The sequence below is a fragment of the Duganella rivi genome (genome assembly GCF_009857435.1).
Taxonomy (GTDB): Bacteria; Pseudomonadota; Gammaproteobacteria; order Burkholderiales; family Burkholderiaceae_D; genus Rugamonas; species Rugamonas rivi.
The window spans coordinates 210,534-234,582 of sequence record NZ_WWCK01000004.1 but is presented as its reverse complement, the minus strand read 5'-3'; the positions used below and the strand labels follow the sequence as shown (position 1 = coordinate 234,582).

Below are 24,049 nucleotides of genomic sequence, written 5' to 3'. Positions count from 1 at the left end.
GCTAACTCAGGCGTTGACCAGTTCAGGCTGGCGCGCGCCGTGTTCCTTGCTGTAGCGGCTGACCGACAGGTCGTCGGCGCGGATGGCCGGACGGCGCGACGAGATCAGGTCCGACAGCAGTTGCGCCGAGCCGCAGGACATGGTCCAGCCCAGCGTACCGTGGCCGGTGTTGACGTAGAGGTTGCGCAGGCCGGTGCGGCCGACGATCGGCGTACCGTCCGGGGTCATCGGGCGCAGGCCGGTCCAGAAGCTGGCCTCGGCGGTGTTGCCGGCGCCGGGGAACAGGTCGTTGACCACCATCTCCAGCGTTTCGCGGCGGCGCGGGTTCAAGGTCTTGTCGAAGCCGGCGATCTCGGCCATGCCGCCGACGCGGATGCGGTCGTCAAAGCGGGTGACGGCGATTTTGTAGGTTTCGTCCAGAATGGTCGACACCGGTGCGGCGTCGGCGTTGACGATAGGGACGGTGATCGAGTAGCCCTTCAGCGGGTAGACCGGGATTTGCACCAGCTGCTTCAGCAGCGCGGTCGAGTAGGCGCCCAGCGCGACCACGTAGGATTCGGCGGTCACCAGTTCATCGCCGCATTGCACGCCTTTGATGGTGTCGCCTTCGCTGACCAGGCCATTGATGTCAACGCCGTAGCGGAATTTCACGCCCAGTTCTTCGGCCATGGCGGTCAGGCGGGTGGTGAACAGCTGGCAGTCGCCGGTTTCATCGTTCGGCAGGCGCAGGCCGCCGACCAGCTTGTTGCGGGCGAGGCCCGGCTCGGCGCTGACCAGTTGTTCGCGGCTCAGCAGCTGGTACGGCACGCCGGTTTCTTCCAGTACGCTGATGTCTTTGGCGGCGGCGTCCATTTGTTCCTGGGTGCGGAACAGCTGGGTCGTGCCTTGCTGGCGGCCTTCGTACGCGATGCCGGTGGAGGCGCGCAGCGCCTTGAAGCAGTCGCGGCTGTACTCGGCCAGGCGCACCATGCGCTCCTTGTTGACGGCGTAGCGCTCGGCATTGCAGTTTTGCAGCATCTGCCACATCCATTGCAGCTGGAACAGGGTGCCGTCAGGCGTGATGGACAGCGGCGCGTGGCGCTGCAACATCCATTTCATGGCTTTCAGGGGGATGCCGGGGGCGGCCCATGGCGAAGCGTAGCCGGGAGAAATCTGGCCGGCGTTGGCGAAGCTGGTTTCGAGGGCGGGGCCCGGTTGGCGGTCAAGCACGGTCACGTCGTGGCCGGCCTTGGCCAGATAGTAGGCGCTGGTGACGCCGATAACACCACTACCCAAGATCACTACGCGCATGCTGTCCCCCGATTATTTAGCTACCAGATATTCCGCTATGGTATGCTGGTTGGGGTAGTGTTTGTTACTATATATCTTACTAAAAACAGTGGATTTTCATGCGAACTCAGAAAGAATCGGTCCGCGGGCTGGACAAGCTTGATCGAAAGATACTACAGATCCTGCAGGAGGATGGGCGGATCTCGATGAAGGATCTGGGCGAGCAGGTGGGCTTGTCGACCACGCCCACCATCGAGCGCGTCAAGCGCATGGAGCGCGATGGCGTGATTACCGGCTATCACGCGCGGATCGATCCGCCGTCGCTGGGGGCCAAGTTGCTGGTATTCGTGGAGATTACGCTGAACCAGAAATCCGGCCCCGCGTTCGAGCAGTTCCGGCGCGAGGTGCTGCGCATCCCGGAGGTGCAGGAGTGCCATCTGGTGTCGGGCGACTTCGACTACTTGATTAAAGCGCGCATCCACGAAATGGCCGAGTACCGCAAGCTACTAGGCGAAATGCTGCTCAGCCTGCCAGGTGCAGCGCAGTCGAAAAGCTATGTGGTGATGGAGGAAATCAAAGAGACGCTGACCTTGTCCACCGAGGTGGTGCAGGGCTGATACAATGCCATAATGGCATCACAACCAACTGGAGCAGGCGTGAATAGTTCTTCGCAGCTTGTCGTGCGTTCGCTGGACGAGCACTTGTCTTCTGACCAGAGTTTTAGCTCCGCTTACGCGCGGGCGGTGGGCGCGATCGCCGGTAATGAAGGCAGCCTCACGCTCGCGCAGTTCGCCGCTGTCACTGAGATCGCCGGCGATGGTCAATCCTCCGCAGTTTTTACCGCTCTCGTTTTGAACGCGATTGAATCCGGCGTGGAAGTCGACTGGGCGCTGAATGCGTTGAGCCGCAGCTGCACCGGCATCGACCAGCAGGCGCGCGAGCATGCGCTGGGCATGGTGATTCCGCTGCTGGCGCTGCACGGCGCCGATGCCCGCGCTGTAGCCCAGCGCTTGGCGAAAGCCTTATCGGTACGTCTATCGCCGGAAAATCTGAACCGTTTGCCGCCGGCCGAGGAGCGCGGCATCCTCGCCAACTTGGGCGAGCAGGCGCGCCGCCTGGTGCGCGGGCGTTCGCTGGCCGACGCGGTGGCGGATTTCGGCCGCACTGCCGGCCAGCTGGAACTGGTTGACCATGCGCGCAACTTCCAGTCCGGTGACATCGATCAAGCCGCACTGCGGGAATTGGTCAGCACGACCACTGCGGCCATCGCGCAAGACATCAGCAACTACGTTGAACAAGCGCGCTTGCTGTCGGTGGGCGAAGCGGCGGCGGCCTCGCTGGTCAGCGCCGCCAGCGATTTGAAAAACCAGGTGACGCAGCGGCTGGTGCTGGTCGAACAGCGCATCGCTCACGAACGCCGTCTGCTGATCGAAGAAATCGACGACGCCGTGCACGACGCGGGCAACGCCATCGAGCTGGCGATGACTGATCGCCTCAATACCGACAAGTGGAAAGACGAAGACGTGTGGGCCAGCATGGGCCGCAATCAATTCGGGCAGGAGATGGAACGGCGGCTCGATCGCATCGTGCGGCGCAAGGAGCAGGCCTTGCAGCTGCTGCAGGAAGATTTGCGGCTGTTCCAGTCGGGGATGAAGCTGGGGCAGGCGACCGTGTTCCAGCGGCAGCATCATGCGGCGCTGGCCAAGCTGATGCCGCGCATGCGTATCGGCACGCGCATTGTGAACAAGCTGGATACGGCGGCGAATATCACCCTGGCTGGTGGTGCGGCGGTGGCTGCCAGCACAGGTACGGCGGCTTATCTGATCGGCGCTGCGGTGGTGTTGCCGGTGGTGGCGCCGGTTGCGCCGTTTGTCGGCGGCGCGGTGCTGCTGGCGGGCGCGTTCAAATGGTTCACCGATGGCGGCAAGCGCAAACGCACCGAGATCCGTGATAAGCGCATCGCGTTTGAAGAGGAGCTGCGCAAGCAGCTGATGGCGGCCGAGCAGTCGTTCAATACGCAGCTAGATCTTGTGGCGGAAGGCTTTCGCGACTCCGCTGTGCAGCTACTCACGCCGATCTTGCTGGAAGCCGAAGCGGCCGGCCGCGTGCCTGGCATGCGCCAGCGCATCGCCGACCGCGTCATCACGCAAGCGCAAGCCGCGATCCGCCAGCTAGACGCCGAACTAAGTTAGCGGGGTAGCGGCTGGCGCCATGCCGAACCCCGCAAGGCGCTTGCCGTGGGGTCTGACCCCGTACGGGGTCAGACCCCGCTGTACCGGGTTCAAGGACGCATCAAACCAAGTTACAAGTTACGGGCGATGATCTCGTCCGCAACCCGCGCTGCTTGTTGCAGCGGCTGCGTCAGGGCTTGCGTGCTGTAGACCGGCGCTTGCGGCATCGCTGCACCCAGTACCGCGCCGTCGGTTTTGCTGACGTCCACTTTAACGGTGGTCGACAAACCAATGCGCAGAGGGTGTTCTTTCAGTTCCTTCGGATCGAGCGCAATCCGAACCGGCAGGCGCTGTACCACCTTGATCCAGTTGCCGCTCGCATTTTGCGCCGGCAGCAGCGAGAACGCGCTGCCCGTGCCGGCCGACAGGCCCACCACGCGGCCATGAAATTCCACTTTGCTGCCATACATATCGGCCTCAATCCTGGCCGGCTGGCCGACGCGGATGTTCTTCAATTCCGATTCCTTGAAGTTGGCATCCACCCACAGCTGATCCAGCGGCACAATCGCCATCAGCGAGGTGCCCGGCGTGGCGCGCGCGCCTATCTGCACGCTGCGCTTCGCCACATAGCCCGACACCGGCGCCAGGATGGTGTTGCGGCGCGACGCAAGCCACGCTTGCACGTAATCCGCTTTCGCCGCTTGCACCGCCGGATGCTGCGCCACACTCACGCCGCTCACGCCAGCCTTGGCCGCTTCTTCCTGCTTGACCGCCACCGCAATCGCTGCGCGCGCATCATCCACCGCCTGGCGCGCATGTTCGACTTCTTCACCGGAGACGGTGTGGTCGGCCGCCAGCGGCTTGCGGCGCGCCAGATCGTCTTCGGCATTCTTCAACTGCAGCTTGCGCTGCGCGACGGTGGCGTCGTACTGCGCCACGTCGGCGTAACGCTGGCGTTGCTGGCGCACGGCGGCGCCCAGCCTGGCGTCCGCCTGCGCCAATGCGATGTCGGCATCGGCCGCGTCCAGCTGGATCAGCGGCGCGCCGGCTTGCACCATCTGCGTTTCATCGGCGCGGATCTCGGTCACGTTGCCGGTCACTTGCGACGACAGGTTGACCAGGTTCCCGCCCACGTAGGCGTTATCGGTCTCCTGCACCTTGGACAGCACGCTCTCGTAGTAGACCGCGTACGCCGCGCCGGCGGCGATGAAGGCCAGCGTGATCCCCGCCAGCACGGCCTTGCGCTTGTTCTCGTTTGGTTTGGTGATTTCAGTGCTCATGATGTGATCCGTTGATTTTATTTGGTGGCGGTCGCCAGCGGCGCTTCTTCGTGATAGCCGCCGCCCAGCGCATTGGTCAGCGCGACTTCGGCCAGTAGTTGTACTTGTTGCAGATAAAGGCCGGCGTCCTGCTGTTTGAGCAGGGCCAGGCGCGCATTCAGCACGCTGCTGTTGTTCGCCAGTCCGCGATCCAGGCGCGCCTGCGCCGACGCCATCTGCGCGCGCGCCAAGCCGGTGGCTGCGCTTTGCTGCACGATCTGCTGCTCGATGCCCTGCAACTGCGCGCCGCCTTGCGCCACTTCGCGCACGGCTTCGACAATGGTCTGGTTATATTCGGCGATGCGCTCGTTGCGGTTGGTGCGAGCGCCGTCCAGTTGCGCATCGAGGCGCTTGCTGTCGAACAGCGGCAGCGACACGGTCGGGCCGATGTACACGGTGCGGCTGGCGGTTTGCAGCAGGTTCTCCAGCTTGACGCTATCGAGGCCGATGGAGCCGGTCAGGTTCACATCAGGATAGAACGCGGCTTTGGCGGCGTCGATCTTGCTGAGCGATGCCTCCAGCTTCCAGCGCGCCGCTTGCAGGTCAGGGCGGCGCGCCAGCAGTTCCATGCCGAGACGCGCGGGCAGGGCGTGCGGCGCGGAGTTCAGCGCCACCGGTTTCAAATCGGCCAGCGCGGTGTTGTCAGCGCCGGCCAGCGCGCGCAGGGCTTCGCGTTCGTGTTCAATATCGGCCTTGAGTTGCGCCTGCTGTTTGCGGATCAGGTTCAGATCCGCTTCGGCGGCGCGCTGTTCATCGGCGTTGGCAAGGCCGCGCGCGATGCGCTTGGCCTTATCCTGCACCAGCGCGTTCTGCGTGGCCGCCAGTTGTTCGGTATTCGCCAGGCGCGCCCATGCGCCTTGCAGGCGGAAGTAGCTCTGGGCGATGGAGGCTGCCAGCGCTTGCTCGGCTTCGGCGTAGGCGGCGCGGCCAGCGTTCAACTCACCGACGGCGGCCGCCACTTGCGCGCGGTTCTTGCCCCACCAGTCGAAGTTGTAGCGCAGGTCAAGGCGCAGTGTCTCCTCGGTGAAGTAGGCGCCGCCGATCGGGGCAGGGAACAAGCCGGTGCCCGAGTAGCGCTGGCGATTGGCGTTGGCATACGCCGAAATGTCTACGCCCAAATCCGCCACGCTGCGCGACAGCGAGGAGCGCGCGGTGCCGATATGGGCTGCCGCCACTTCCAGCGATGGGCCGCTGGACAAGGCTTGCTTGATGATGGCGTTCAGCTGCTCGTCATGGTAGGCAGTCCACCACTGCGCTTGCGGCCAGCCTTCGTTTGCCAGCTTGATGTTGGCGGAAAGTTCTGCGCCGGCGATGTCGCGCTTGGCCAGTGCGTGATTGTCAGGCGCGATTTGCGCGCAGCCAGCCAGTGTGAAGGCTGCGGCGAGGGCCGCCGCCAATACGGTAGTTTTTTTCATGTGAAGCTCTCCTCAATCCATCGCAGCGTGATCGACTGCGGCCGGTGCAGTTTTCGCCGGAGGTTTAATCAGCAATAGCAGCGGAATCACGCACAGCGTTGCGATCATCATCAGCCAGAAGTCGTCCACGTAGGCGATCATCGAGGCTTGACGGGTGATCTCGTTATTCAGCGAGGCTGCCGCTTGTGGCGTCGCCAGGTTGTCCAGCAGCGCCGGGTTGGCGGTGGTGACGTGTTCCGTCAGCGAGGCATGCACGATCTGCGTATTGCGTGCCAATAGCGTCTGCACCAGCGCGATGCCGATCGAACTGCCGATATTGCGTATCAGGCTGTAGATCGCCGTGCCCTCGGCGCGCATCTCCGGCGACAGCGTGGCAAAGGTGGCGGCGCTCAGCGGCACGAACACCAGGCCGAGGCCCAAGCCCTGAATCACGCCCGGCCACACGATGTCGCTTTGCGACAGCACCAGCGTGTACTGCGTCATCTGCCATAGCGAGAAGGCGGTGATCAGGAAGCCGGTCGCCAGCAGCACCCGCAGGTCGATCTTGCCGACCAGGCGGCCCACAAACATCATCGCGATCATGGTGCCGATGCCGCTGGGCGCGGTCACCAGGCCGGCGATCTTGGCCGGATAGCCCATCAGGCTTTGCAGCATCGAGGGCGTCAGCGCGCGCGTCGCGTACAGCACCAGGCCCACGATGAAGATGAACAACAGGCCGCTGACGTAGTTGGAATTTCGCAGCAGCCGGTAATCGAAGAAGGATTTGCCGGCAGGGCGCGTGGCCGTGTGGGCGACAAAGTAGGCAAAGCTCATTGCCAGGATGATGGCTTCGATCCACGTCTCGGTGGCGCTGAACCAGTCATTCTGTTCGCCGCGATCGAGCAGCATTTGCAGCGCGCCGATGGCGAGGCTCAAAGTGGCAAAGCCAAACGCGTCGAACTGCATCTTGCGCGGCGCCTCGGTCTTCTTGATGTAACGCCAGATGCCGTAGAAGGCCATCGCACCGACCGGCACGTTGATGAAGAATACCCAGCGCCAGTCGTAGCTGTCGGTCAGCCAGCCGCCCAGCGTGGGGCCGAGAATCGGGCCGATCATCACGCCCATGCCCCACACGGCCATGGCCGAGCCGTGCTTCTCGCGCGGATTGATGTCGAGCAGGGTGGCTTGCGACAGCGGCACCAGCGCCGCGCCGAAGATCCCTTGCAGCAGGCGCGCAATCACGATCTCGGTCAGCGAACCGGACAGGCCGCACAGCACCGAGGCCACCGTGAAACCCGCCACCGAAGCGAGGAAGATGTTTTTCTGGCCGAAGCGGTCGCACAGCCAGCCGGTCAGCGGCGTGGCAATCGCGGCGGCCACGATGAAGGAGGTCAGCACCCAGGTAATCTGATCCTGCGAGGCCGACAAGCTGCCCTGCATGTGCGGCAGGGCGACGTTGGCGATGGTGCCGTCCAGTGCCTGAATAATCGTCGCCAGCATGATCGAGATGGTGATCATGCGGCGGTTCAGGCCGTCGTTGCTTGTACTCATGGAAGGGTTTCGATGTTGGCCTGAATGGCTTCGAGGAAGGTGGTGACGATGCGCAGCGTTTCGGGATCGACATTGCCCAGCAACTCGCGGCGGAAGGCGTCGGCTTCTTTCCACACGCTTTGGTAGATTTCTTGCCCGGCCGGGGTCAGGCTCAGCAGCTTGACGCGGCGGTCGGTGGCGGACGGCGTGCGCACCATGTAGCCGGCCTTGACCAGCCGGTCGACGGTGGCCACCATGGTCGGATCTTCCACGCCGGCGCGCGCGGCCAGCCGGGTTTGCGACGGCGGTTCTGTTTCCTTGGCGGTCAGGGCGATGGCCATCCAGCTGGCCTGGCTCAGGTTCAAGTGCTTGAGGCGGCGGTCAATCGCCAGCCGCCAGGCGCGGGCGGAACCGTGCAGCGCGGCCGAGAAGCGTTCTTCTATAGAAGACATATGATTTAACAGCTAATAGTTAGTTATCGAACGATTAGTTTAGCATAGGTAACTTATGTTCGCTAGCGCACGGAAACTTACTGGGGGCGCGGCTATGATGTTAACTGAGCAGTTTCGCTCGTACCAAAGAACAGAGACACATCATGAAAGCCAAGTTACTCGCCATCAGCCTGCTGGCCTTGTCAGCCTCCGCCTTTGCCTCCGATGTAGGCGTTTCCATCAGCGTCGGCCAGCCCGGTTTCTATGGCCGCATCGACATTGGCGACTATCCGCCGCCGCAAGTGCTGTACCGCCAGCCGGTGATTATTGAGCGCCCGGTGCGCTACGTTGAGACCGCGCCGATCTACTTGCGCGTGCCGCCCGGCCACGCCAAGCATTGGAGCAAGCATTGCCACGCTTACCATGCCTGCAATCAGAGAGTGTTCTTCGTGCAGGACAACTGGTACAACAACACCTATGTGCCGCGCTACCGCGAGCGCCACGGCGGCCCGGATCGCCGCGACTACCGGGATGACCACCGGGACGACCATCGTGGTGATCGCCATGATGACCGCGATCACGACCGTGGTCACGGCCGGGGGCACGACAAAGGTCACGGCCACGATCGCCGCGACTGATCACGCGGCGTAGCAGCGCCGCCACCAGGAGAATGTTTTGCAAAGTAAATTCGTGATTGTTGGCGGCGGGGCAGGCGGGCTGGAGCTCGCCTGTAAATTGGGCCGCAAGCTGGGCCCGGAGGCTGTGATGCTAGTCGACAGCCGGCTATTCCATATCTGGAAGCCGTCGCTGCACGAGGTGGCGGCCGGCACGCTGGATGTGCATCAGGAAGGCTTGTCTTACCAAATGCTGGCCCATGACAACGGCTTCACCTTTGTCTACGGCCCGATGCAAGCGCTTGAAGCCGAGCAGCGCTTGCTTACCGTAGCCGCCATCAATAGCGGCGACGAGCAAATCCTGCCTGAGCGTCAAATCCGCTACGACCAGCTGGTGATTGCTGTCGGCAGCACCTCCAATTATTTCGGCGTGCCCGGCGCGGCCGAACACACCATTTCCCTCAATGCCACCGAAGATGCCGAGCGCTTCCGCCTGACCTTGCTCAAGCGCCTGACGCTGGCCGAGTTGAAACGCGATGGCGGCGTGGACGTGGTCATCATCGGCGGCGGCGCCACCGGCGTTGAGCTGGCGGCCGAATTGCGCGAGGCCAGCGGCGTGTACGCGACTTACGGCTTCCGCCAATTGCAGGCCGAGCGCGACGTGCGCATCACCTTGCTGGAAGGCGCGCCGCGCATCCTCGCGCCGCTGCCGGAAAAAGTGTCGAGCGCGGCGCTGGCGCTACTGCGCGAGCGCGCGGTCAATGTGGTAACCGATACCCGCGTCACCGCCATCGATGCGGCTGGCGTCACGGCCGGCGATACTGTCTATCCGGCCCACATCGTGGTGTGGGCAGCCGGCATCAAGGCGCCGGATTTCCTCAAAACGCTGGGCCTGCCGACGGTGAAATCCGGCCAGCTGGACGTCGACGGCACGCTGGCCGTCAAGGGCGTGGCGGGGATTTACGCGCTCGGCGATTGCGCCGCTTGTGCAGGCCCGGACGGCAAGCTGGTGCCGCCGCGCGCCCAAGCCGCACACCAGCAAGCCGATTATCTGCTGGAGACTTTCCTGCGCCAGCAAAAAGGCCAGCCGCCGCAGGCCAAGCCTTACGTCTACCGCGATTACGGTTCGCTGGTGTCGTTCGGCCAGACCACCTCGGTCGGCAGCTTGATGGGTTCGCTGAAAGGATTGAGCTGGTTCGTCGACGGCTTCGTGGCGCGCATGATGTACGTCAGCCTGCACCTGATGCATCACAAGGCGGTACTGGGCACGGTGCGCACGGCGGTGCTGGCGCTGGCACGCTTCCTGATCAAGCGCACCACGCCGCTGGTCAAGCTACACTAGCCGGCGCCGGTTTCGGCAGAATCATGGTCAGTACGACGCCGCGCTCGGCGCCTGCCGCCAGGGTCAGCGTGCCGCCCAGGTAGGCAGCCCGCTCGCGCGCCATGCGTAGGCCGAACTTGCCCGCCGATTGGCCGGCCGGCACGGGCTTGCTGAGGCCGACGCCATTATCCTTCACCGTCATCATGACCTCGTCCTCGTTGTCGTCGACGATGACATCCACCTCGGTCGCTTGCGCGTGCGCGCTGATGTTGCGCAGCGCTTCTTCCAGTGCATGCAGCAGCACGATGCCGTGGCTGCGCGGGCATTCGAGTTCCTCTTCCGGCAAGCTGCACCGCGCAATGATTTGGCTTTGCGCGCCAAACTGCGTGACCAGCTCCTCCAGCGCCACCCGCACGCCGAGGAATTCCAGCTTGTCGTTCCACAGTTTGAGCTGCATCTGCCGGTTGGTTTCGACGATTTGGCCGAGCAGCCGCTTCATGTGGCCGGCGCGGTCTTGCAGCGCCTGGTCAGGCGGCAGCTTTTGCATCAGCAGGCCAAGGTGCATGGTGAGCGCCGTCAGCGACGAGCCGAGGCTATCGTGCAGCTGACGCGACAGCGAGCGGCGCTCGTTGTCCCAGCAGGTGTGGACATGGCCCAGTAGCTCGCTCAGGTCCGCGCTGCGCAGAGCATCATGCTGGGGATGTTGTTGGTCTTGCGGTGCCGGTACGGACATGGTTTTCTCTGTAAAGTCGGACGGAAGACGGTTTGTTCCGATCATACCCGAGCTTTGCAAATCGGGGCGCACGACTATTGTTTGAGAGCTACAGGTAGTTGGGCGCAGGTATCGATCACGCCCATCAACTGGTCGATATCGACCGGCTTGACCAGGTGGCGGTCGAAGCCGGCGTCCATCACGCGCCGCAAATCTTCGGCCAGGCCGTAGCCGGTGAGGGCGATCAGCTTGATGTCGCGGGTGGCGGGATCGGCGCGCAGGCGGCGCGCCACTTCATAGCCATCGATGCCGGGCAGGCCGATATCGACCAGGGCCAGGTCGGGCATGTAGTCTCGCGCGGCGCTCATGCCCAGCAGGCCGTCGGCGGCCGATCGCACCTCGTAGCCGTAGACGCCCAGCATCATGGCCATCATTTCGCGGCCATCCTCATTGTCTTCGATCAGCAGCACGCGCGGCTTGCCGTGTTCGCTGTGGGCGGGCGCGGCCGGCGCCGCCGCCACGTGGTGTTCGATGCGCGGCAGGCGCAGCGTGAAGGTGCTGCCGCGATCGGCGCCCTTGCTGTCGGCGGAGATGCTGCCGCCATGCAGTTCCGCCAGCCGTCGCACCAGCGACAGGCCGATGCCAAGTCCGCCTTGCGAACGATCGAGGGTGCTGCTGCCTTGCACGAACACGTCAAACACATGCGGCAGCAGCTCGGGCGAAATGCCGACGCCGGTATCGCACACGCTAAGCACCACCTCGTCATTCTCCGTCCACGTGCGCACCGTGATGCGGCCGCCGGGCTGGGTGTACTTGAGGGCGTTGTCGATCAGGTTGCTGGTAATTTGCTCCAGCCGCGTGCTGTCGCCGTCGATCCAGCCGGAGTCGAGTTCCTGCTCCAGCTGGTAGTCGGTGCTGCGGCCGGTGGCGCGGTAGGTCTCCAGCGATTGCGCCACCAGCGTGGCGAGGTCAAGCGGCGCCTTGCTCAGCAAAATTTTTCCCGACATGGCGCGCGACAGGTCGAGCAAATCATCGACGATGCGGCCAAGGTGCTGGCTTTGGCGCTGGATGATTTTCTTGGCGCGCTGCACCCCATCCACCGACACGCCCGGCAAGCCGATCAGCGAGGCGGCGCTGCTGATGGCGCTCAGCGGATTGCGCAGCTCGTGGCCCAGCATGGCGAGGAATTCGTCCTTGGCGTGGTTTTGCCGCTCCACGGTTTTGCGTTCCTCGATCTCGCTGGTGAGGCGCTTATTGCTGGCGATCAGTTCGGTAGTGCGCTGGCTTAACTCGCGCGCCTGCTTCTTTAACTCCTCGTTCTTGATGGCCAGCGCCACGAACACGGAAATCTTGGCGTACAGGATTTGCGGAATCACCGGCGTGAACAGGAAGTCCACCGCGCCGTGCTGGTAAGCCTTGAGCCGATCCAGTTCATCGGCCAGGAACGCCGTGATGAAGATGATGGGGATGTCGGCCGAGCGCGCGCGGGCGTGGATAGCGGCCGCCGTTTCAAAGCCGTCCATGCCCGGCATGTTGACGTCCAACAGGATCACGGCAAAGTCGTGCATCAGCACCTGGCGCAAGGCGTCCTGGCCGGAGCGCGCCGACAATACGTCATAGCCTTCCTGCTCGGCCCATTGGGCGAGCAGGCTGGTCAACGCGAACAGGCTGTTGGCGTCGTCGTTGACTACGAGGATCTTGGGTTTATCGATTTTAGGCACGGCGGTCTCTGCCACGAAGCATCAAACGATCATAGCAAGCACATATATGAATGTCAAAAGAGCACATCAATCGAACGCAACAATGGGGAGGTTCGCTTCCGCACAGACTTGAAAATGCCCTGCTGGCACAGTGTCCGGGGACTTCTACTGAAAGGGAAATCATCATGAATATCGATACTGTCGTGGACAAAGAGTATTTGGGGCTGGGTTTCCGCGAACTGGCCGATGCGCCGACCAGCGCCTTGCGCGGGCTCAGCGCCAAGGATGCCAAGGCGCTGGCGCAAGCGTTCAACGTGCACACCGTGCGCGAACTGGCCAACCTGGAGTTTGTGAAATGGGCGGCAGCCATCACCACGCTGGCCGATCAGGAGCAGGCAACGCCGCAAGAGCAGGCCAAGGAAACCCTGCTGGATAGCGGTGTGGAGATGACTTTCCCGGCCAGCGATCCAGTGTCGGTGGACGCCGGCATTACCCGCATCGAAGTGGCGCCGGAGACGGTCGATGCGCACGACGATCACCAGCACGCGACCAAGGTGGCGCAGAGCACGGCAAAAGGCTTGAAGGAAGAGGCCGGTGCGCACTAGTTGCGCAGCGCAATGGCGGGCGCTGCAAGGCCCGCCATGAGGCATCATGCCGGCGTGGCCGACATGGTATGGTGCTGAGTCGGCGGCGCGGCCATCATCTGCGCCGTGCAGCAGCGGTTCTTGCCGGAGCGCTTGGCTTCGTACAGCGCGCCATCGGCGGCGGCAATCAGCGCTGCCACTTCGCCGGCGTCGTCGGGGAAGATGCCAACGCCGATGCTGGTAGACAGCTTCAACGTCAGGCCGTTGACTTGGTAGGGCTGCGAGACAGCGTCGATCAGCTTGTTGCACGGTTCCTGCGTATCGCCGACAGTGGCGATATTGCCCATCACGATTACAAACTCGTCGCCGCCGACGCGCGCCACCGTGTCTTCCTTGCGCGAGCAGCCGACCAGGCGCTGCGCCACCTGCTTGAGGATTTCGTCGCCATACGCGTGGCCGTGGGTGTCGTTGATGGCTTTAAAGCCGTCGAGATCGAGGTACATCACGGCCGCCTTGTTTTGCTGGCGCGTCGCGTGTTGTAAAACAGTCGCAATACGGTCTTCCAGCAGGCGCCGGTTCGGCAAGCCGGTCAGCGGGTCGTGCAACGCCAGTTCCTGCTGCTGGCGGCTGTACTGCGCCAGTTCGCGGTACAACAGGCGCACTTCCAGCATGTTGTGGATGCGCTTGTGTACTTCCATCAGGTCGAACGGTTTGCTGATGAAATCGCGTGCGCCGGCCTCCAGTGCAGCGATCTTGAAGCTTGGCTGGGCGGTCAGGGCCAGCACTGGCAGATAGCCGCCTTGCTCGATTTCCTTCAGGCCTTTCATGACCTGGAAGCCGTTCAGGCCCGGCATTTGCAGGTCGAGCAGGATCAGGTCGTAGCCGTGCTGGCGGTGCAGTGGGCACACTTGCTCGGGCAGCATGGTGGATGACACATTGGTATAGCCGGCCTCGCGCAAGATCTCCAACATCAGTTCGACGTTGTCTGCGCTGTCATCCACTACCAGTATCTTGGCGTTTAGGATCTCGTCTGGGCTCGGCATAATCAGGGTCTCGTTCGGTCTCGGGTGTGCTTAATACTAATTCGATAATAACCCATGCTTCGGTGCTGCGGCGCACACAAGCGCGGGGTGATTTCCGTGTGGAAACTATTGTACGCCTATTTTGACGTTATTGTAGTGTATCAAGCGTTTTTCACATTGCTTGTAGGACATTCCCTCGTCTGCAGGTAGGAGTGGAAGATTGCACCTAGGCATGACGGTGGACGGCGCTGGTGGCGGCCACCTTGGCGATCAGTTCATTGGGCTCCACCGGCTTGGCGATGTGGGCCAGGAAACCGCTGGAAAGCGCCTTGATGCGATCCTCTGAGCGCGCAAACGCGGTTACGGCAATGGCCGGCAAGTCGCCGCCGCGCGACGGCCCCATGGCGCGGATGCGATCGAGCAAGCCGTAGCCATCCACCTCCGGCATGCCAAGGTCGCTGACCATCAGGTCGGGACGTTCGTGTTGCAGTAAAGTCAAGGCCTCAGTGGCGGTGGCGGCGGTGAGCACCTCGGCGTTGCAATCGCTGAGGATGCGCTTGATCAGCTCGCGCGCATCGTCTTCATCGTCCACCACCAGCACTTGCAGTCCGGTTAAATCATGCGCCGCAGCATGCTCTGGCGAGGGCGCGGCGGCCGGGGCGGCGTGCAAGCCGTTGTTGCGCGGCAGCCGCAGCGTGAAGCAGGCGCCGCGTCCTTCGCCCTCGCTGGTCGCGCTGATGGTGCCGCCATGCTGCTCAACCAGGTGCTTGACGATCGACAAGCCCAGTCCCAGCCCCCCGTGCTGGCGGGTGGTGGTGGAATCGGCTTGGCGGAAACGCTCGAATACGTGTCCGAGGAAGCTCGGCGTGATGCCGATGCCGCTGTCGTGCACGCTGATGGCGATGCAGTCGCCGTCGCGCTGCACGCCGACCCGCACCGTGCCGCCGCGCGGCGTGAATTTGATGGCGTTGGTCAGCAAATTCCACAGCACTTGCTGCAGGCGGTTGGCGTCGCCTGCCACCATGCCGGGCGCGGGCGCGAAGTCCTTGTCGATGCGGATTTGCTTGGCCTCGGCGGCCGGGCGCACCGACTCGATGGCGGCCGCCGCCAGTGCGGCCGGCGCCAGCGGCTGCATTTCCAGCTTGACCTTGCCGGAGGCGATGCTGCTCATGTCCAGCAAGTCCTCGATCAGCTGGGCCTGGGCGCGGGCGTTGCGCTCGATGGTTTGCAGGCCGCGTTCGAGATCGTCGCGGTCGCGGCTGCCGCGCCGTAGCACTTGCGCCCAGCCGAGAATGGCGGTGAGCGGGGTGCGCAGTTCGTGCGACAGGGTGGCGAGGAATTCATCCTTGAGCTGGCTGGTGCGCTCGGCTTCGGCGCGCGCCTGGCGTTCGCTGTCGAGCAGCACTTCGCGCTCGGCGGCGGCTTGCTGGGCGATCTCGTACAGGCGCGCGTTGTCGATCGCCACAGCGGCCTGCGCGGCGATGCCGCCGATGATGCGTTCAGTGCGCTCGTTAAACATGCCGGGCTGCGGATGGCCGAAGAACAGGCTGCCGATCACCGCGCCGCTGCGCAGCGCCACCGGCACCGCGAGGTAGCTGCGCACCGCCGGGTGGCCGGACGGGATGCCGTGGTGCGGTCTATTGTTGCCGTAGCGCGGGTCTTGCAGTACGTCGTCGCAGCGGATGGTGCCTTCGCCGCGCAGGCTGGGACCGAACAGCCCGGTGGCGCGCGGCTGGCCGAATTGCGAGAACGAGGGCGGGGCGCCGGTCGACAGCGTGTGCAGGGTCAAGGCTTCGCCGGCGCTGTTGGTGGTGTGGTAGAAGAACGCGCCGAAACGGGCGCCGCTGATGTTGGTGGCGGCGTCGGTCACTTCCTGCAGCAGCGGCTGCAGGTCGCGCTGCGAGGCCAGCATGATGCCGGTGCGGTTGAGCAGCTCCAGCACCGCGGTTTCATCGCGCAGGGCTTCCTGTGCGCGCTTGACCTGGTCGACGTCGGTGCTGGTGCCGAACCAGCGCAGTACGCTGCCATCCGCGCTATGCACTGGGTTGGCGCGCACCAGGAACCAGCGGAACTCGCCGCCGGCGCTGCGGATCGGCACTTCCAGCTCAAACGGCGTGCCATCGCGGCGCGATTGTTCCCAGTGCGCTTGCATGGCAGCGAGGCAGTCGGGGGCATAGACTTGCTGCCAGCCGTCGCCGCCCATTTGCTCTGGAGTGGTGCCGGTGTAGTCATACCAGCGCTGGTTGTACCAGACCATTTCGCCGTCCTGCTCGGCGATCCACGCTAATTGCGGCATAGAGTTAGCCAGTGCGCGCAATTCCAGCTGGCTTTGGCGCAAGGCTTCCCTCGCGCGTAACAGCTCATCTTCGTGCGCGTTCGGCGCGAGAGGCGAGGGGGCGATAGGGTCGTTCGGAATCATGCAGGCATTTTAGCGCCAAGCCCGGTGCCTGCTCCGCACGGTTGGCGTGCGGCATGATTGTGGCCTCAGCGGTTGTTTAACTGTGCCGAAATCTGCTCCAGCGCGGCTTGCAGCTGTTCGATATCGTAGGGTTTTTGCAACGATTGGGACGGGAATTCGAGGTGGCGGGTCAGTTCATCGCCATAGCCGGAGGCAAACAGCAGCGCCAGTTGCGGCGCTTGTTTCAGCGCTGCGCGGGCCAGATCGACGCCGGAGATGCCGGGCAGGCTGACGTCGGTAAACAGCACGTCGAAGGCCTGCGCGCCCAATTGCGGCAGCGCTTCTTCGCCGCTGGACACGGCTTGCACCTCGTGGCCGAGCGCGCGCAGGGTTTCGCAGACCAGGTAGCGGGCGTCGGCGTTGTCTTCCACCACCAGCAGGCGCAGCGGCGCATTGCTGTCGGCCAGCGGCGCGATGGCGGCCGGCGTCAGCGTGCACAAGACGCCGGACACGCCGCCGTCCTGCGGAATCGGCGTGTAATATAGATCCAGTGCTTGTTGTTCTACACGGTGGTTGCGGCAAACTGGCAGGCGGCAGCCGCGAAAGCTCAGGCTGCGGCCGTTGCGGACTTCGCTGATGGCGGCGCTGTTCCAGCTCCATGCGGGCGGCTGCATGGACGGCACTTGGCCACCGGGTGGGCGCAGGCCGGGCATGCCGGTCAGCTCGGCGTAGGCATCGTTGTAGACCATGATTTGCTCGGAGCCCCACATCAGCAGCATGGCTTGCGGCGAGTTGAGCATAATGCTGGTGGTTAGCCGCAGGCTAGCGGGCCAACCGGCGGGATCGCCCAGGGCGGTGTGCGACCAATCGGGAGCGGGTGGCGTGACGGCGGAGGGAACGTTCATTCGTGTGCGAGTGCAGTTCTGTTATTGATTTCATTGCATCGTACACGGTAAAAAAAAAGCCCGCTACAGGAGCGGGCTAAATCTATTTCCTTGGAGGAGAATAGAGGAGACAGGTGAATGATGCTGCATTGCGCAAACGAAAGCAAATTTAGATTGGTAATGTGCGTAATCACTGGCATGAATGAAGTTATCAAAGGAAGAAGGAATGTCTACTGTCACCACCGTGATTAAACACCGCAAGGTGAAGATTGTTGTGCTGGAACAAGGCGCAGACATCGCTGCGCATTGCCGCGAGGGCGATATTGCCATCTTGCCGGATGCGGCCGGGTGGTGGATCAAGTTTGTCGGCGCCGGGGGCGAGGTCGATTGCTATGGCATCCCTTATCCCTCCTATAACGAAGCACTGTGGTCGGCCAAGGCCGCGGCCGAGTTCGGCACTTGAGATGCTTTCTCCTATGACGAGGGGCTAGACAAGCCAGGGGAGTGTCCCTATAATGCTGCTTCTTTCGAACGGCACGCTGTTTGAAAGAGATGCAGCAAAGCAGTTTTGCGGAGCAGTTGATTCGGTGGCTAGTACGGCGAACCAACTAAACGATAGAAAATATCGAACTTTGCAAAACAAAATTAATGCTTTATAATGCTTGCACAGTGCGGCTGTAGCTCAGCTGGATAGAGTACTTGGCTACGAACCAAGGGGTCGTGGGTTCGATTCCTGCCAGCCGCACCACTAGTTTCACCGGGAGAGTTGGAAGATTCTTCTGTTTTCTACAAGAAAGTGCTGTTATAATCGCTTCTTGTTTTGCGCGGCTGTAGCTCAGCTGGATAGAGTACTTGGCTACGAACCAAGGGGTCGTGGGTTCGATTCCTGCCAGCCGCACCAGATTTAAAGTTGGATAGACTGTCGAGTCTGTCTAATAGCAGTAGATGTAAAAGTTAAGCGGCTGTAGCTCAGCTGGATAGAGTACTTGGCTACGAACCAAGGGGTCGTGGGTTCGATTCCTGCCAGCCGCACCAAACATGTAAAAAGGCCTGAAGAGCAATCTTCAGGCCTTTTTGCTTTATGCCTTGCGCTAGATTAGATCCTGTCTCAGGCATGCACGATAGGCAATCCCTCTTGACTGGGAGGCTATCATGGCGAATGATCAAAGTATTGAGCTACGCGTCTCGCTGCAGGAGCGTCAAATGGAAACGCTGGTGGAGATCGTCGAAGAGATCCGCACCAATTACGTCACGAAGGCTGAGTTCCGCGAGGCCATGGCCCAGCAGTCGGCAGATTTCAACGCTGCCCTTGTTACTCAGCGTGCCGAATTCAGGGCTGGCCTTGCTACGCAGAGTGCCGATTTTAAGGAGGAGCTTCGTCTTCAACGCATTGATTTCAAGGAAGGGTTGGGTGGGCTCAGGGCGGACATGAAGGAGTATGTCGGCGAGCTGCTTACCCATTATGCGACCAAGGAAGATCTGGCGAAGGTCGTACAGTATTCGCGCAATTGGGTGATTAGTGTCGGCATCTCCCTTGCCGCGTTGCAGTTCACCATGCAACTTGCATTCTTCCAGTGGTATATCCACCTGCGCTAGCCGCTCCGCCGCATACATCCCTATTGGCATTTTCTTAAAAATGCCCGATTATCTCTCGATAATCACTATGGGAGACGGCATGACCATCATCACCAACATTGAAGACCTGCGCGTGCTGGCGAAGAAGCGCGTGCCGCGCATGTTTTACGATTATGCTGATGCCGGCTCATGGACTGAATCCACCTACCGCGCCAATAACGAAGACTTCGCCAAGATCAAATTCCGCCAGCGCGTTGCCGTCAATCTGGAAAACCGTTCGCTGGCCAGCAGCATGATCGGACAGGACGTGGCGATGCCTGTCGCACTCGCGCCCACCGGCCTGACCGGCATGCAACACGCCGACGGCGAAATCCTCGCCGCCAAGGCCGCAGAAAAATTCGGCGTGCCGTTCACCTTGTCGACCATGAGCATTTGCTCGATCGAAGACATCGCCGCCAATACCAGCAAGCCGTTCTGGTTCCAGCTGTACGTGATGAAGGACCGCGATTTCATCAACCGCCTGATCGACCGCGCCAAGGCCGCCAACTGTTCGGCGCTGGTGCTGACGCTGGACTTGCAAGTGCTCGGCCAGCGCCACAAGGATTTGCGCAACGGTTTGTCCGCACCACCCAAGATGACCATCGCCAATCTGCTCGACCTTGCCACCAAGCCACGCTGGTGCCTCGGCATGCTGGGCACCAGGCGCCGCAGCTTCGGCAACATCGTCGGCCACGCCAAGTCGGTATCGGATATGTCCTCGCTGTCGTCGTGGACGTCGCAGCAGTTCGACCTCAGCCTGTCGTGGAAAGACGTGGAGTGGATCAAGCAACGCTGGGGCGGCAAGCTCATCATCAAGGGCATCATGGACGGAGAGGACGCGCGCCTGTGCGTCGAAAGCGGCGCCGATGCGCTGATCGTCTCCAACCACGGCGGCCGTCAACTGGACGGCGCGGAATCCTCGATCGGCGCGCTGCCGCGTATTGCCGATGCGGTCGGCAAAGAGATTGAAGTTCATATGGACGGCGGCATTCGCTCCGGCCAGGACGTGATCAAGGCACTGGCGCTGGGCGCCAAAGGCGTCTACATCGGCCGTCCTTTCCTGTACGGACTGGGTGCGATGGGCGAGCAGGGCGTCAGCAAGTGCCTCGACATCATCCGCAATGAACTGGATTTGACCATGGCCTTCTGCGGCCTGCGCGATGTGCGCCAGGTCGATAAAAATATTTTGCTACCGGGGAGTTTTTGACGATGCTGGATCAAGCAGTAGGCCACACTTACATTTTCGGTGAAACGCTGGCGCCGAGCCAGCGCATGCACATGGTGCTGCTGGGCGTGAACGACGTGGCCAAGTCCGCGAAATTTTACGAAGCGCTGGGCTGGCGCCGTTCGCCCACCAGCAGCGATGGTTTCGTAAAATTCAATATGGACGGTTATGCAATAAGCCTGATCAATCGCACCGACCTGGCCAACGATGCGCTGGAACCGACCGCCAGCAAATCCGGCTTCTCCGGCGTGGCCCTGATCCACATGGCGCGCCAGCCCGAAGACGTGCCGCGCATATTGGCGCAAGCGGAAAAAGCGGGAGGCGTCGTAGTCAAGCCGGCCACCCGCACCAACTGGGGCATCGCCGGCTACTTCAAAGACCCGGACGGCCACCTGTTTGAAGTCGATTGGGAGCCGGTTTGGGTATTTGATGACGCCCACAACCTCGTGGTCGACAAGCTTTCCGGTGCGTAGGGCCTAGCGATCCGGTATCATAGCGGGATGAATCAGATTTCCTCCCCCCCATTTATTATCGGCGTCGCTGGCGGTAGCGGTAGCGGCAAGTCTACCGTGTCCCAGCAAGTGCTGGCCGCGTTCGGCGCTGATATGGTTTCGGTCGTCATGCAGGACGATTACTACTGCGACCAAACCCATTTGTCCCCTGAACTTCGCCCACAGCAGAACTACGACCATCCGAAAGCGTTCGAATGGCCATTGTTAGTGCAGCACGTGCAAGCCTTGCGCAACGGTGAATCGATCGAGATGCCGGAGTACGACTTCACGCTGCACAACCGATCCAACCGCACCATCCCGGTCAAGCCGGCGCCGGTGATTGTGATCGAAGGCTTGTTTGCCCTGTACGACCCAGACCTGCGCGACCTGATGTCGCTGAAGATCTTTGTCGATACCGCTTCCGACATCCGCTTCATTCGCCGCATGCAGCGCGATATCGAGGAACGCGGCCGCTCGGTGGAAAGCGTGATCGGCCAGTATCTGGAGACCGTGCGCCCGATGCACCGCCAGTTCATCGAGCCAACCAAGCGCTATGCCGACGTCATTCTGCCTCACGGCGCGAATGAGCCGGCGGTCGATATCATCACCACCAAGGTGGCGAGCGTTATCGAGCAACTGAAACAATCCTAACGCGCCTCCAGCAACTGCGTCACCGCTGCGATGATCGCGGCGGGTTCTGCTTGTTGAACTTCACTCACGCGAATGTCGCCGAAAGGCTTGCGCGCCTTGCGCAGTTGATCGGCGCTCGTTTCCAGACCATCCAATTCCGAAGCCCTTGCGCGCCAGTAGGTCAGCTTGGCGGTTTGCGCGGTTTGCGCGGCCGCCAGGGCTGGGCCGATTTCGCCGTTGATGCTGGACGCAGGGTAGGCGCAGCCGGCGCCGGGCTTGCCTTGCTCTGCGGCGGTCAGGCATGCCACTACGGCATCCAGCTTGGCGCTACGATCGGCCGGCAACGCATCTTCATGCATCGGCTCCACCAACACCAAGCCTGCGACATTGGCGCCGCGCGAGCGCAAGGCGAAGTGCTGCGCGATCATCGCGCCATAGCCTGCACCCACCAGCACAAACGGCCCTTCCATGCGCGCGTTTTTGATCAGGAAGTTCAAGTCCTTGCTGGAGTTGGCGACCGTCGATGCGCGGATGATCGGATCGCTGGAGCCAAATCCTGCTCGGTCGTACACGCAAGCGCGCGTGCGCTGTGCCACTTCCGGCAGCACCGCCGACCAATCCCATCCCGCGCGGCCGGTATCGGCCTCAAACAACACCGTCGGCAAACCCTTGCCGGTGCAGTACATATTGAGCTTGCGTCCACCCACATCCACTTTAACTTGCGGCCCGGCGAGAGCATCTTGCCCCGCCGGCGGCGCTGCATAAACGCTGGCGCTGGCCAGCATGGCGGCGATCAAAGCGGTGCGCATCATGGCGTCACCACATTGCGAGGTGTACCTGCCGCCCAAGCTTCAATATTGTCGATCAGCTGATCGACCAGCGTTTGCATGGCCTGGGTGCTGGCCCACGCCGAGTGGGGCGTGAGGATGAAGTTGGGCAGGCGCAGGTTGAGCAGGACGTTATCGGCCGGTGGCGGTTCGGTGATCAGCACGTCGAAGCCGGCGCCGGCGATCACGCCGGTGCGCAGCGCGTCGGCCAGCGCAACTTCGTCTACCAGGCCGCCGCGCGCGGTGTTGATCAGCAGGGCGCTGCGTTTCATGCGGATCAGTTCTTTGGCGCTGATCATGTTGCGCGTCTTGTCGGTCAGCGGCAGGTGCAGGCTGACGACGTCCGAGGTCTCCAGCACTTCGTCAAAACTCGCTTCGCGCACACCATCCGCCGCAGCATCCGGCAGCGGCGAGCGATTGTGCACGATGACTTCCATGCCGAACGCGCGGGCGATTTGCGCGGTCGCCTTGCCAAGTGCACCGTAACCGAACAAGCCCAAACGGCTGCCAGCCAAATCAGAAATCGGATGGCCGAATAAGCAGAAGCGCTCCGACTTCTGCCACAAGCCCGCTTCAATATCGGCGCGATACGCGACCAGCTGGCGGCGCAGTGCAAGGATCAATGCAAACGTATGCTCAGGCAGCGTATGCACCGCGTAGTTGCGGATGTTGGTCACCACGATGCCGCGCTCTTTCGCCGCCGCCAGGTCGATGATGTTGGTGCCGGTGGCCGCGACCGCAATCAGCTTCAAATCCGGCAGCTGCGCCAGGTCGTCCGCCGACAGCGGCACCTTGTTGGTAATGCAGATGGTGGCGCGCGCATCGCGCAAACGCTGCACGGCGTCGCCCGCGCGCGTCAGCGGATACTCAGTCCACTCATGCTCAAACGACGGCTTGCGCACATTGGCGATCACGCTGTCGCGGTCAAGGAATACGATGCGGTGGGTCATATGGTTATCTCCGTAGATGCGGTACGCGGTGGGCCTTTCGGCAAGCGCATCGCAGGGTGATTCGAAAACAGTTCGGCTATCCACTCGACGAACACGCGCACCTTGGCCGATAAGTGGCGGTTCTGCGGATACACCACGTGCACCGGCAGCGCGTCGCTGATCCAGTCATTGAGGATGATTTCAAAGCGGCCGTCTTTAATCATGGGCTCCATCAGGAAGTTCGGCATTTGCACGATGCCCAGTCCCGCCAGTCCCGCCGCCGTGTACGAGTTGGTGTCGTTCACCGCGATCAGGCCGGGCAGGGCGACTTGTACACGCTCGCCGTCGCGCGTGAAGTCCCAGTCGAAGATTTTACCGGTGCGCGACGAAAAATAGTTCACGCAGCGATGGCGCAGCAAGTCGTTCGGATGCGCTGGGCGGCCATAGCGCTGCAAATAGCCCGGCGTGGCGCACGTAACAAAGTGCAGGATGCCGACGCGCCGCGCAATCAGGCTGGAATCGCCTAGCTGGCCGCCGCGCACCGCACAGTCCACGCCTTCTTCGACCAGATCCACCGTGCGGTCGCTGGCGCCGAGCTCCAACTGAATATCCGGGTAGCGTTCAAAAAAGTCGGGCAGGGCGGGGACAATCACCTCGCTCGCCAGGCCAGTCGGCGCATCCACCCGCAGCCGCCCGGAGGGACTGAGCCGGGTGCGCGACAGCGATTCCTCGGCCTCGCGCACGTCCGACAGAATCCGCAGACAACGCTCATAATAGGCGGCGCCGTCGGCCGTCACGCTCACGTGGCGCGTCGTCCGATGCAATAATTTGGCCGCCAGCGACGTCTCCAGGGACTGGATCAGCGTGGACACCGTCGCCTTGGGCAACTTCATATTTTCCGCCGCGCGCGTGAAGCCGCCGGCGTCCACCACCTGTACAAACACTTCCATCGCTTGAAGTTTATTCATCTTTCACCCTCATTGT

The 24,049-nt window shown here is 62.4% G+C and carries 23 protein-coding genes and 3 tRNA genes; 13 read left to right on the top strand and 13 right to left on the bottom strand.

Going from position 1 to position 24,049, the window contains the following annotated elements:
* Nucleotides 1-6 precede the first annotated feature (6 nt).
* Nucleotides 7-1,290, bottom strand: coding sequence for a D-amino acid dehydrogenase (locus tag GTP45_RS13510; RefSeq protein WP_161014411.1), 1,284 nt, complete (start codon nucleotides 1,288-1,290; stop codon nucleotides 7-9).
* 98 nt (nucleotides 1,291-1,388) lie between these two features.
* Between GTP45_RS13510 and GTP45_RS13505 the strand changes: the two genes are divergently transcribed.
* Nucleotides 1,389-1,886, top strand: a complete 498-nt coding sequence (locus tag GTP45_RS13505) for an Lrp/AsnC ligand binding domain-containing protein (protein WP_161014410.1) — start codon at nucleotides 1,389-1,391, stop codon at nucleotides 1,884-1,886.
* Between the two features lie 39 nt (nucleotides 1,887-1,925).
* On the top strand, nucleotides 1,926-3,461 hold the full coding sequence (locus GTP45_RS13500) for a hypothetical protein (RefSeq protein ID WP_371874451.1): 1,536 nt from the start codon (nucleotides 1,926-1,928) through the stop codon (nucleotides 3,459-3,461).
* A 110-nt stretch (nucleotides 3,462-3,571) separates the two neighbouring features.
* Here the strand turns inward: GTP45_RS13500 and GTP45_RS13495 are convergent, their stop codons facing one another.
* The 4 genes from GTP45_RS13495 to GTP45_RS13480 are packed head-to-tail and all read right to left on the bottom strand — an operon-like array spanning nucleotide 3,572 to nucleotide 8,135.
* On the bottom strand, nucleotides 3,572-4,720 hold the full coding sequence (locus tag GTP45_RS13495) for an HlyD family secretion protein (protein ID WP_161014408.1): 1,149 nt from the start codon (nucleotides 4,718-4,720) through the stop codon (nucleotides 3,572-3,574).
* A 17-nt stretch (nucleotides 4,721-4,737) separates the two neighbouring features.
* On the bottom strand, nucleotides 4,738-6,174 hold the full coding sequence (locus GTP45_RS13490) for an efflux transporter outer membrane subunit (RefSeq protein ID WP_161014407.1): 1,437 nt from the start codon (nucleotides 6,172-6,174) through the stop codon (nucleotides 4,738-4,740).
* Nucleotides 6,175-6,186: 12 nt separating this feature from the next.
* Nucleotides 6,187-7,704 (bottom strand): MDR family MFS transporter, encoded by a 1,518-nt coding sequence (locus tag GTP45_RS13485; protein WP_161014406.1) that lies wholly within the window; start codon nucleotides 7,702-7,704, stop codon nucleotides 6,187-6,189.
* Entirely contained in the window at nucleotides 7,701-8,135 is a 435-nt protein-coding gene (locus tag GTP45_RS13480; protein WP_161014405.1) for a MarR family winged helix-turn-helix transcriptional regulator, read from the bottom strand. Before GTP45_RS13480 ends, GTP45_RS13485 begins: the two co-directional genes overlap by 4 nt.
* 143 nt (nucleotides 8,136-8,278) lie before the next feature.
* On the opposite strand from GTP45_RS13480, the gene GTP45_RS13475 reads away from it, so the two are divergent.
* Both GTP45_RS13475 and GTP45_RS13470 read left to right on the top strand, forming a co-directional pair.
* Nucleotides 8,279-8,752, top strand: a complete 474-nt coding sequence (locus tag GTP45_RS13475) for a hypothetical protein (protein ID WP_161014404.1) — start codon at nucleotides 8,279-8,281, stop codon at nucleotides 8,750-8,752.
* Nucleotides 8,753-8,789: 37 nt separating this feature from the next.
* Entirely contained in the window at nucleotides 8,790-10,070 is a 1,281-nt protein-coding gene (locus GTP45_RS13470; RefSeq protein WP_161014403.1) for an NAD(P)/FAD-dependent oxidoreductase, read from the top strand.
* Here GTP45_RS13470 and GTP45_RS13465 read toward each other — a convergent pair.
* Together GTP45_RS13465 and GTP45_RS29310 are read right to left on the bottom strand one after the other, a co-directional pair.
* Nucleotides 10,057-10,782 carry a sensor histidine kinase gene (locus GTP45_RS13465; RefSeq protein ID WP_161014402.1) on the bottom strand — a complete coding sequence of 242 codons (726 nt, stop codon included), beginning with the start codon at nucleotides 10,780-10,782 and terminating at the stop codon, nucleotides 10,057-10,059. The genes GTP45_RS13470 and GTP45_RS13465 overlap by 14 nt on opposite strands.
* A 74-nt stretch (nucleotides 10,783-10,856) precedes the next feature.
* Nucleotides 10,857-12,482, bottom strand: a complete 1,626-nt coding sequence (locus GTP45_RS29310) for a response regulator (RefSeq protein WP_161014401.1) — start codon at nucleotides 12,480-12,482, stop codon at nucleotides 10,857-10,859.
* 164 nt (nucleotides 12,483-12,646) lie between these two features.
* Between GTP45_RS29310 and GTP45_RS13455 the strand changes: the two genes are divergently transcribed.
* Nucleotides 12,647-13,066: a hypothetical protein gene (locus GTP45_RS13455; protein ID WP_161014400.1), complete on the top strand. Its 420-nt coding sequence runs from the start codon at nucleotides 12,647-12,649 to the stop codon at nucleotides 13,064-13,066.
* Nucleotides 13,067-13,110: 44 nt separating this feature from the next.
* Here GTP45_RS13455 and GTP45_RS13450 read toward each other — a convergent pair whose 3' ends face one another.
* The 3 genes from GTP45_RS13450 to GTP45_RS13440 all read right to left on the bottom strand — a co-directional run bounded on the left by GTP45_RS13450 (nucleotide 13,111) and on the right by GTP45_RS13440 (nucleotide 17,370).
* Nucleotides 13,111-14,088, bottom strand: a complete 978-nt coding sequence (locus GTP45_RS13450; RefSeq protein ID WP_161014399.1) for a GGDEF domain-containing response regulator — start codon at nucleotides 14,086-14,088, stop codon at nucleotides 13,111-13,113.
* A gap of 205 nt (nucleotides 14,089-14,293) precedes the next feature.
* Nucleotides 14,294-16,486 carry a hybrid sensor histidine kinase/response regulator gene (locus tag GTP45_RS13445; protein ID WP_161014398.1) on the bottom strand — a complete coding sequence of 731 codons (2,193 nt, stop codon included), beginning with the start codon at nucleotides 16,484-16,486 and terminating at the stop codon, nucleotides 14,294-14,296.
* A gap of 65 nt (nucleotides 16,487-16,551) precedes the next feature.
* Nucleotides 16,552-17,370 (bottom strand): response regulator, encoded by an 819-nt coding sequence (locus GTP45_RS13440; RefSeq protein WP_161014397.1) that lies wholly within the window; start codon nucleotides 17,368-17,370, stop codon nucleotides 16,552-16,554.
* 205 nt (nucleotides 17,371-17,575) lie between these two features.
* Between GTP45_RS13440 and GTP45_RS13435 the strand changes: the two genes are divergently transcribed.
* From GTP45_RS13435 to udk, 8 genes are all read left to right on the top strand, one after another.
* Nucleotides 17,576-17,812, top strand: coding sequence for a hypothetical protein (locus tag GTP45_RS13435; RefSeq protein ID WP_161014396.1), 237 nt, complete (start codon nucleotides 17,576-17,578; stop codon nucleotides 17,810-17,812).
* Between the two features lie 208 nt (nucleotides 17,813-18,020).
* Nucleotides 18,021-18,097, top strand: a tRNA-Arg gene (locus GTP45_RS13430).
* A 76-nt stretch (nucleotides 18,098-18,173) separates the two neighbouring features.
* Nucleotides 18,174-18,250 (top strand) — tRNA-Arg (locus GTP45_RS13425).
* A 57-nt stretch (nucleotides 18,251-18,307) separates the two neighbouring features.
* Nucleotides 18,308-18,384: transfer RNA gene (locus tag GTP45_RS13420), tRNA-Arg, on the top strand.
* Nucleotides 18,385-18,501: 117 nt separating this feature from the next.
* Nucleotides 18,502-18,945: a hypothetical protein gene (locus tag GTP45_RS13415; RefSeq protein ID WP_161014395.1), complete on the top strand. Its 444-nt coding sequence runs from the start codon at nucleotides 18,502-18,504 to the stop codon at nucleotides 18,943-18,945.
* 79 nt (nucleotides 18,946-19,024) lie between these two features.
* A complete protein-coding gene (locus GTP45_RS13410) occupies nucleotides 19,025-20,170 on the top strand; it encodes an alpha-hydroxy acid oxidase (protein WP_161014394.1) in 1,146 nt (381 codons plus the stop codon).
* Between the two features lie 2 nt (nucleotides 20,171-20,172).
* Nucleotides 20,173-20,661, top strand: coding sequence for a VOC family protein (locus tag GTP45_RS13405; protein WP_217363353.1), 489 nt, complete (start codon nucleotides 20,173-20,175; stop codon nucleotides 20,659-20,661).
* Between the two features lie 27 nt (nucleotides 20,662-20,688).
* The gene (gene udk / locus GTP45_RS13400; protein ID WP_161014393.1) at nucleotides 20,689-21,330 is read left to right on the top strand and encodes a uridine kinase; all 642 of its coding nucleotides are present in this window, start codon (nucleotides 20,689-20,691) and stop codon (nucleotides 21,328-21,330) included.
* Here udk and GTP45_RS13395 read toward each other — a convergent pair.
* From GTP45_RS13395 to GTP45_RS13385, 3 genes are read right to left on the bottom strand one after another with little or no spacing between them, the layout of a single operon-like run.
* Nucleotides 21,327-22,121 carry an alpha/beta fold hydrolase gene (locus GTP45_RS13395; protein ID WP_161014392.1) on the bottom strand — a complete coding sequence of 265 codons (795 nt, stop codon included), beginning with the start codon at nucleotides 22,119-22,121 and terminating at the stop codon, nucleotides 21,327-21,329. The two genes, udk and GTP45_RS13395, sit on opposite strands and share 4 nt — an antisense overlap.
* Entirely contained in the window at nucleotides 22,118-23,086 is a 969-nt protein-coding gene (locus tag GTP45_RS13390; RefSeq protein WP_161014391.1) for a D-2-hydroxyacid dehydrogenase, read from the bottom strand. Before GTP45_RS13390 ends, GTP45_RS13395 begins: the two co-directional genes overlap by 4 nt.
* A complete protein-coding gene (locus tag GTP45_RS13385) occupies nucleotides 23,083-24,033 on the bottom strand; it encodes a LysR family transcriptional regulator (protein ID WP_161014390.1) in 951 nt (316 codons plus the stop codon). Before GTP45_RS13385 ends, GTP45_RS13390 begins: the two co-directional genes overlap by 4 nt.
* Nucleotides 24,034-24,049: the final 16 nt, after the last annotated feature.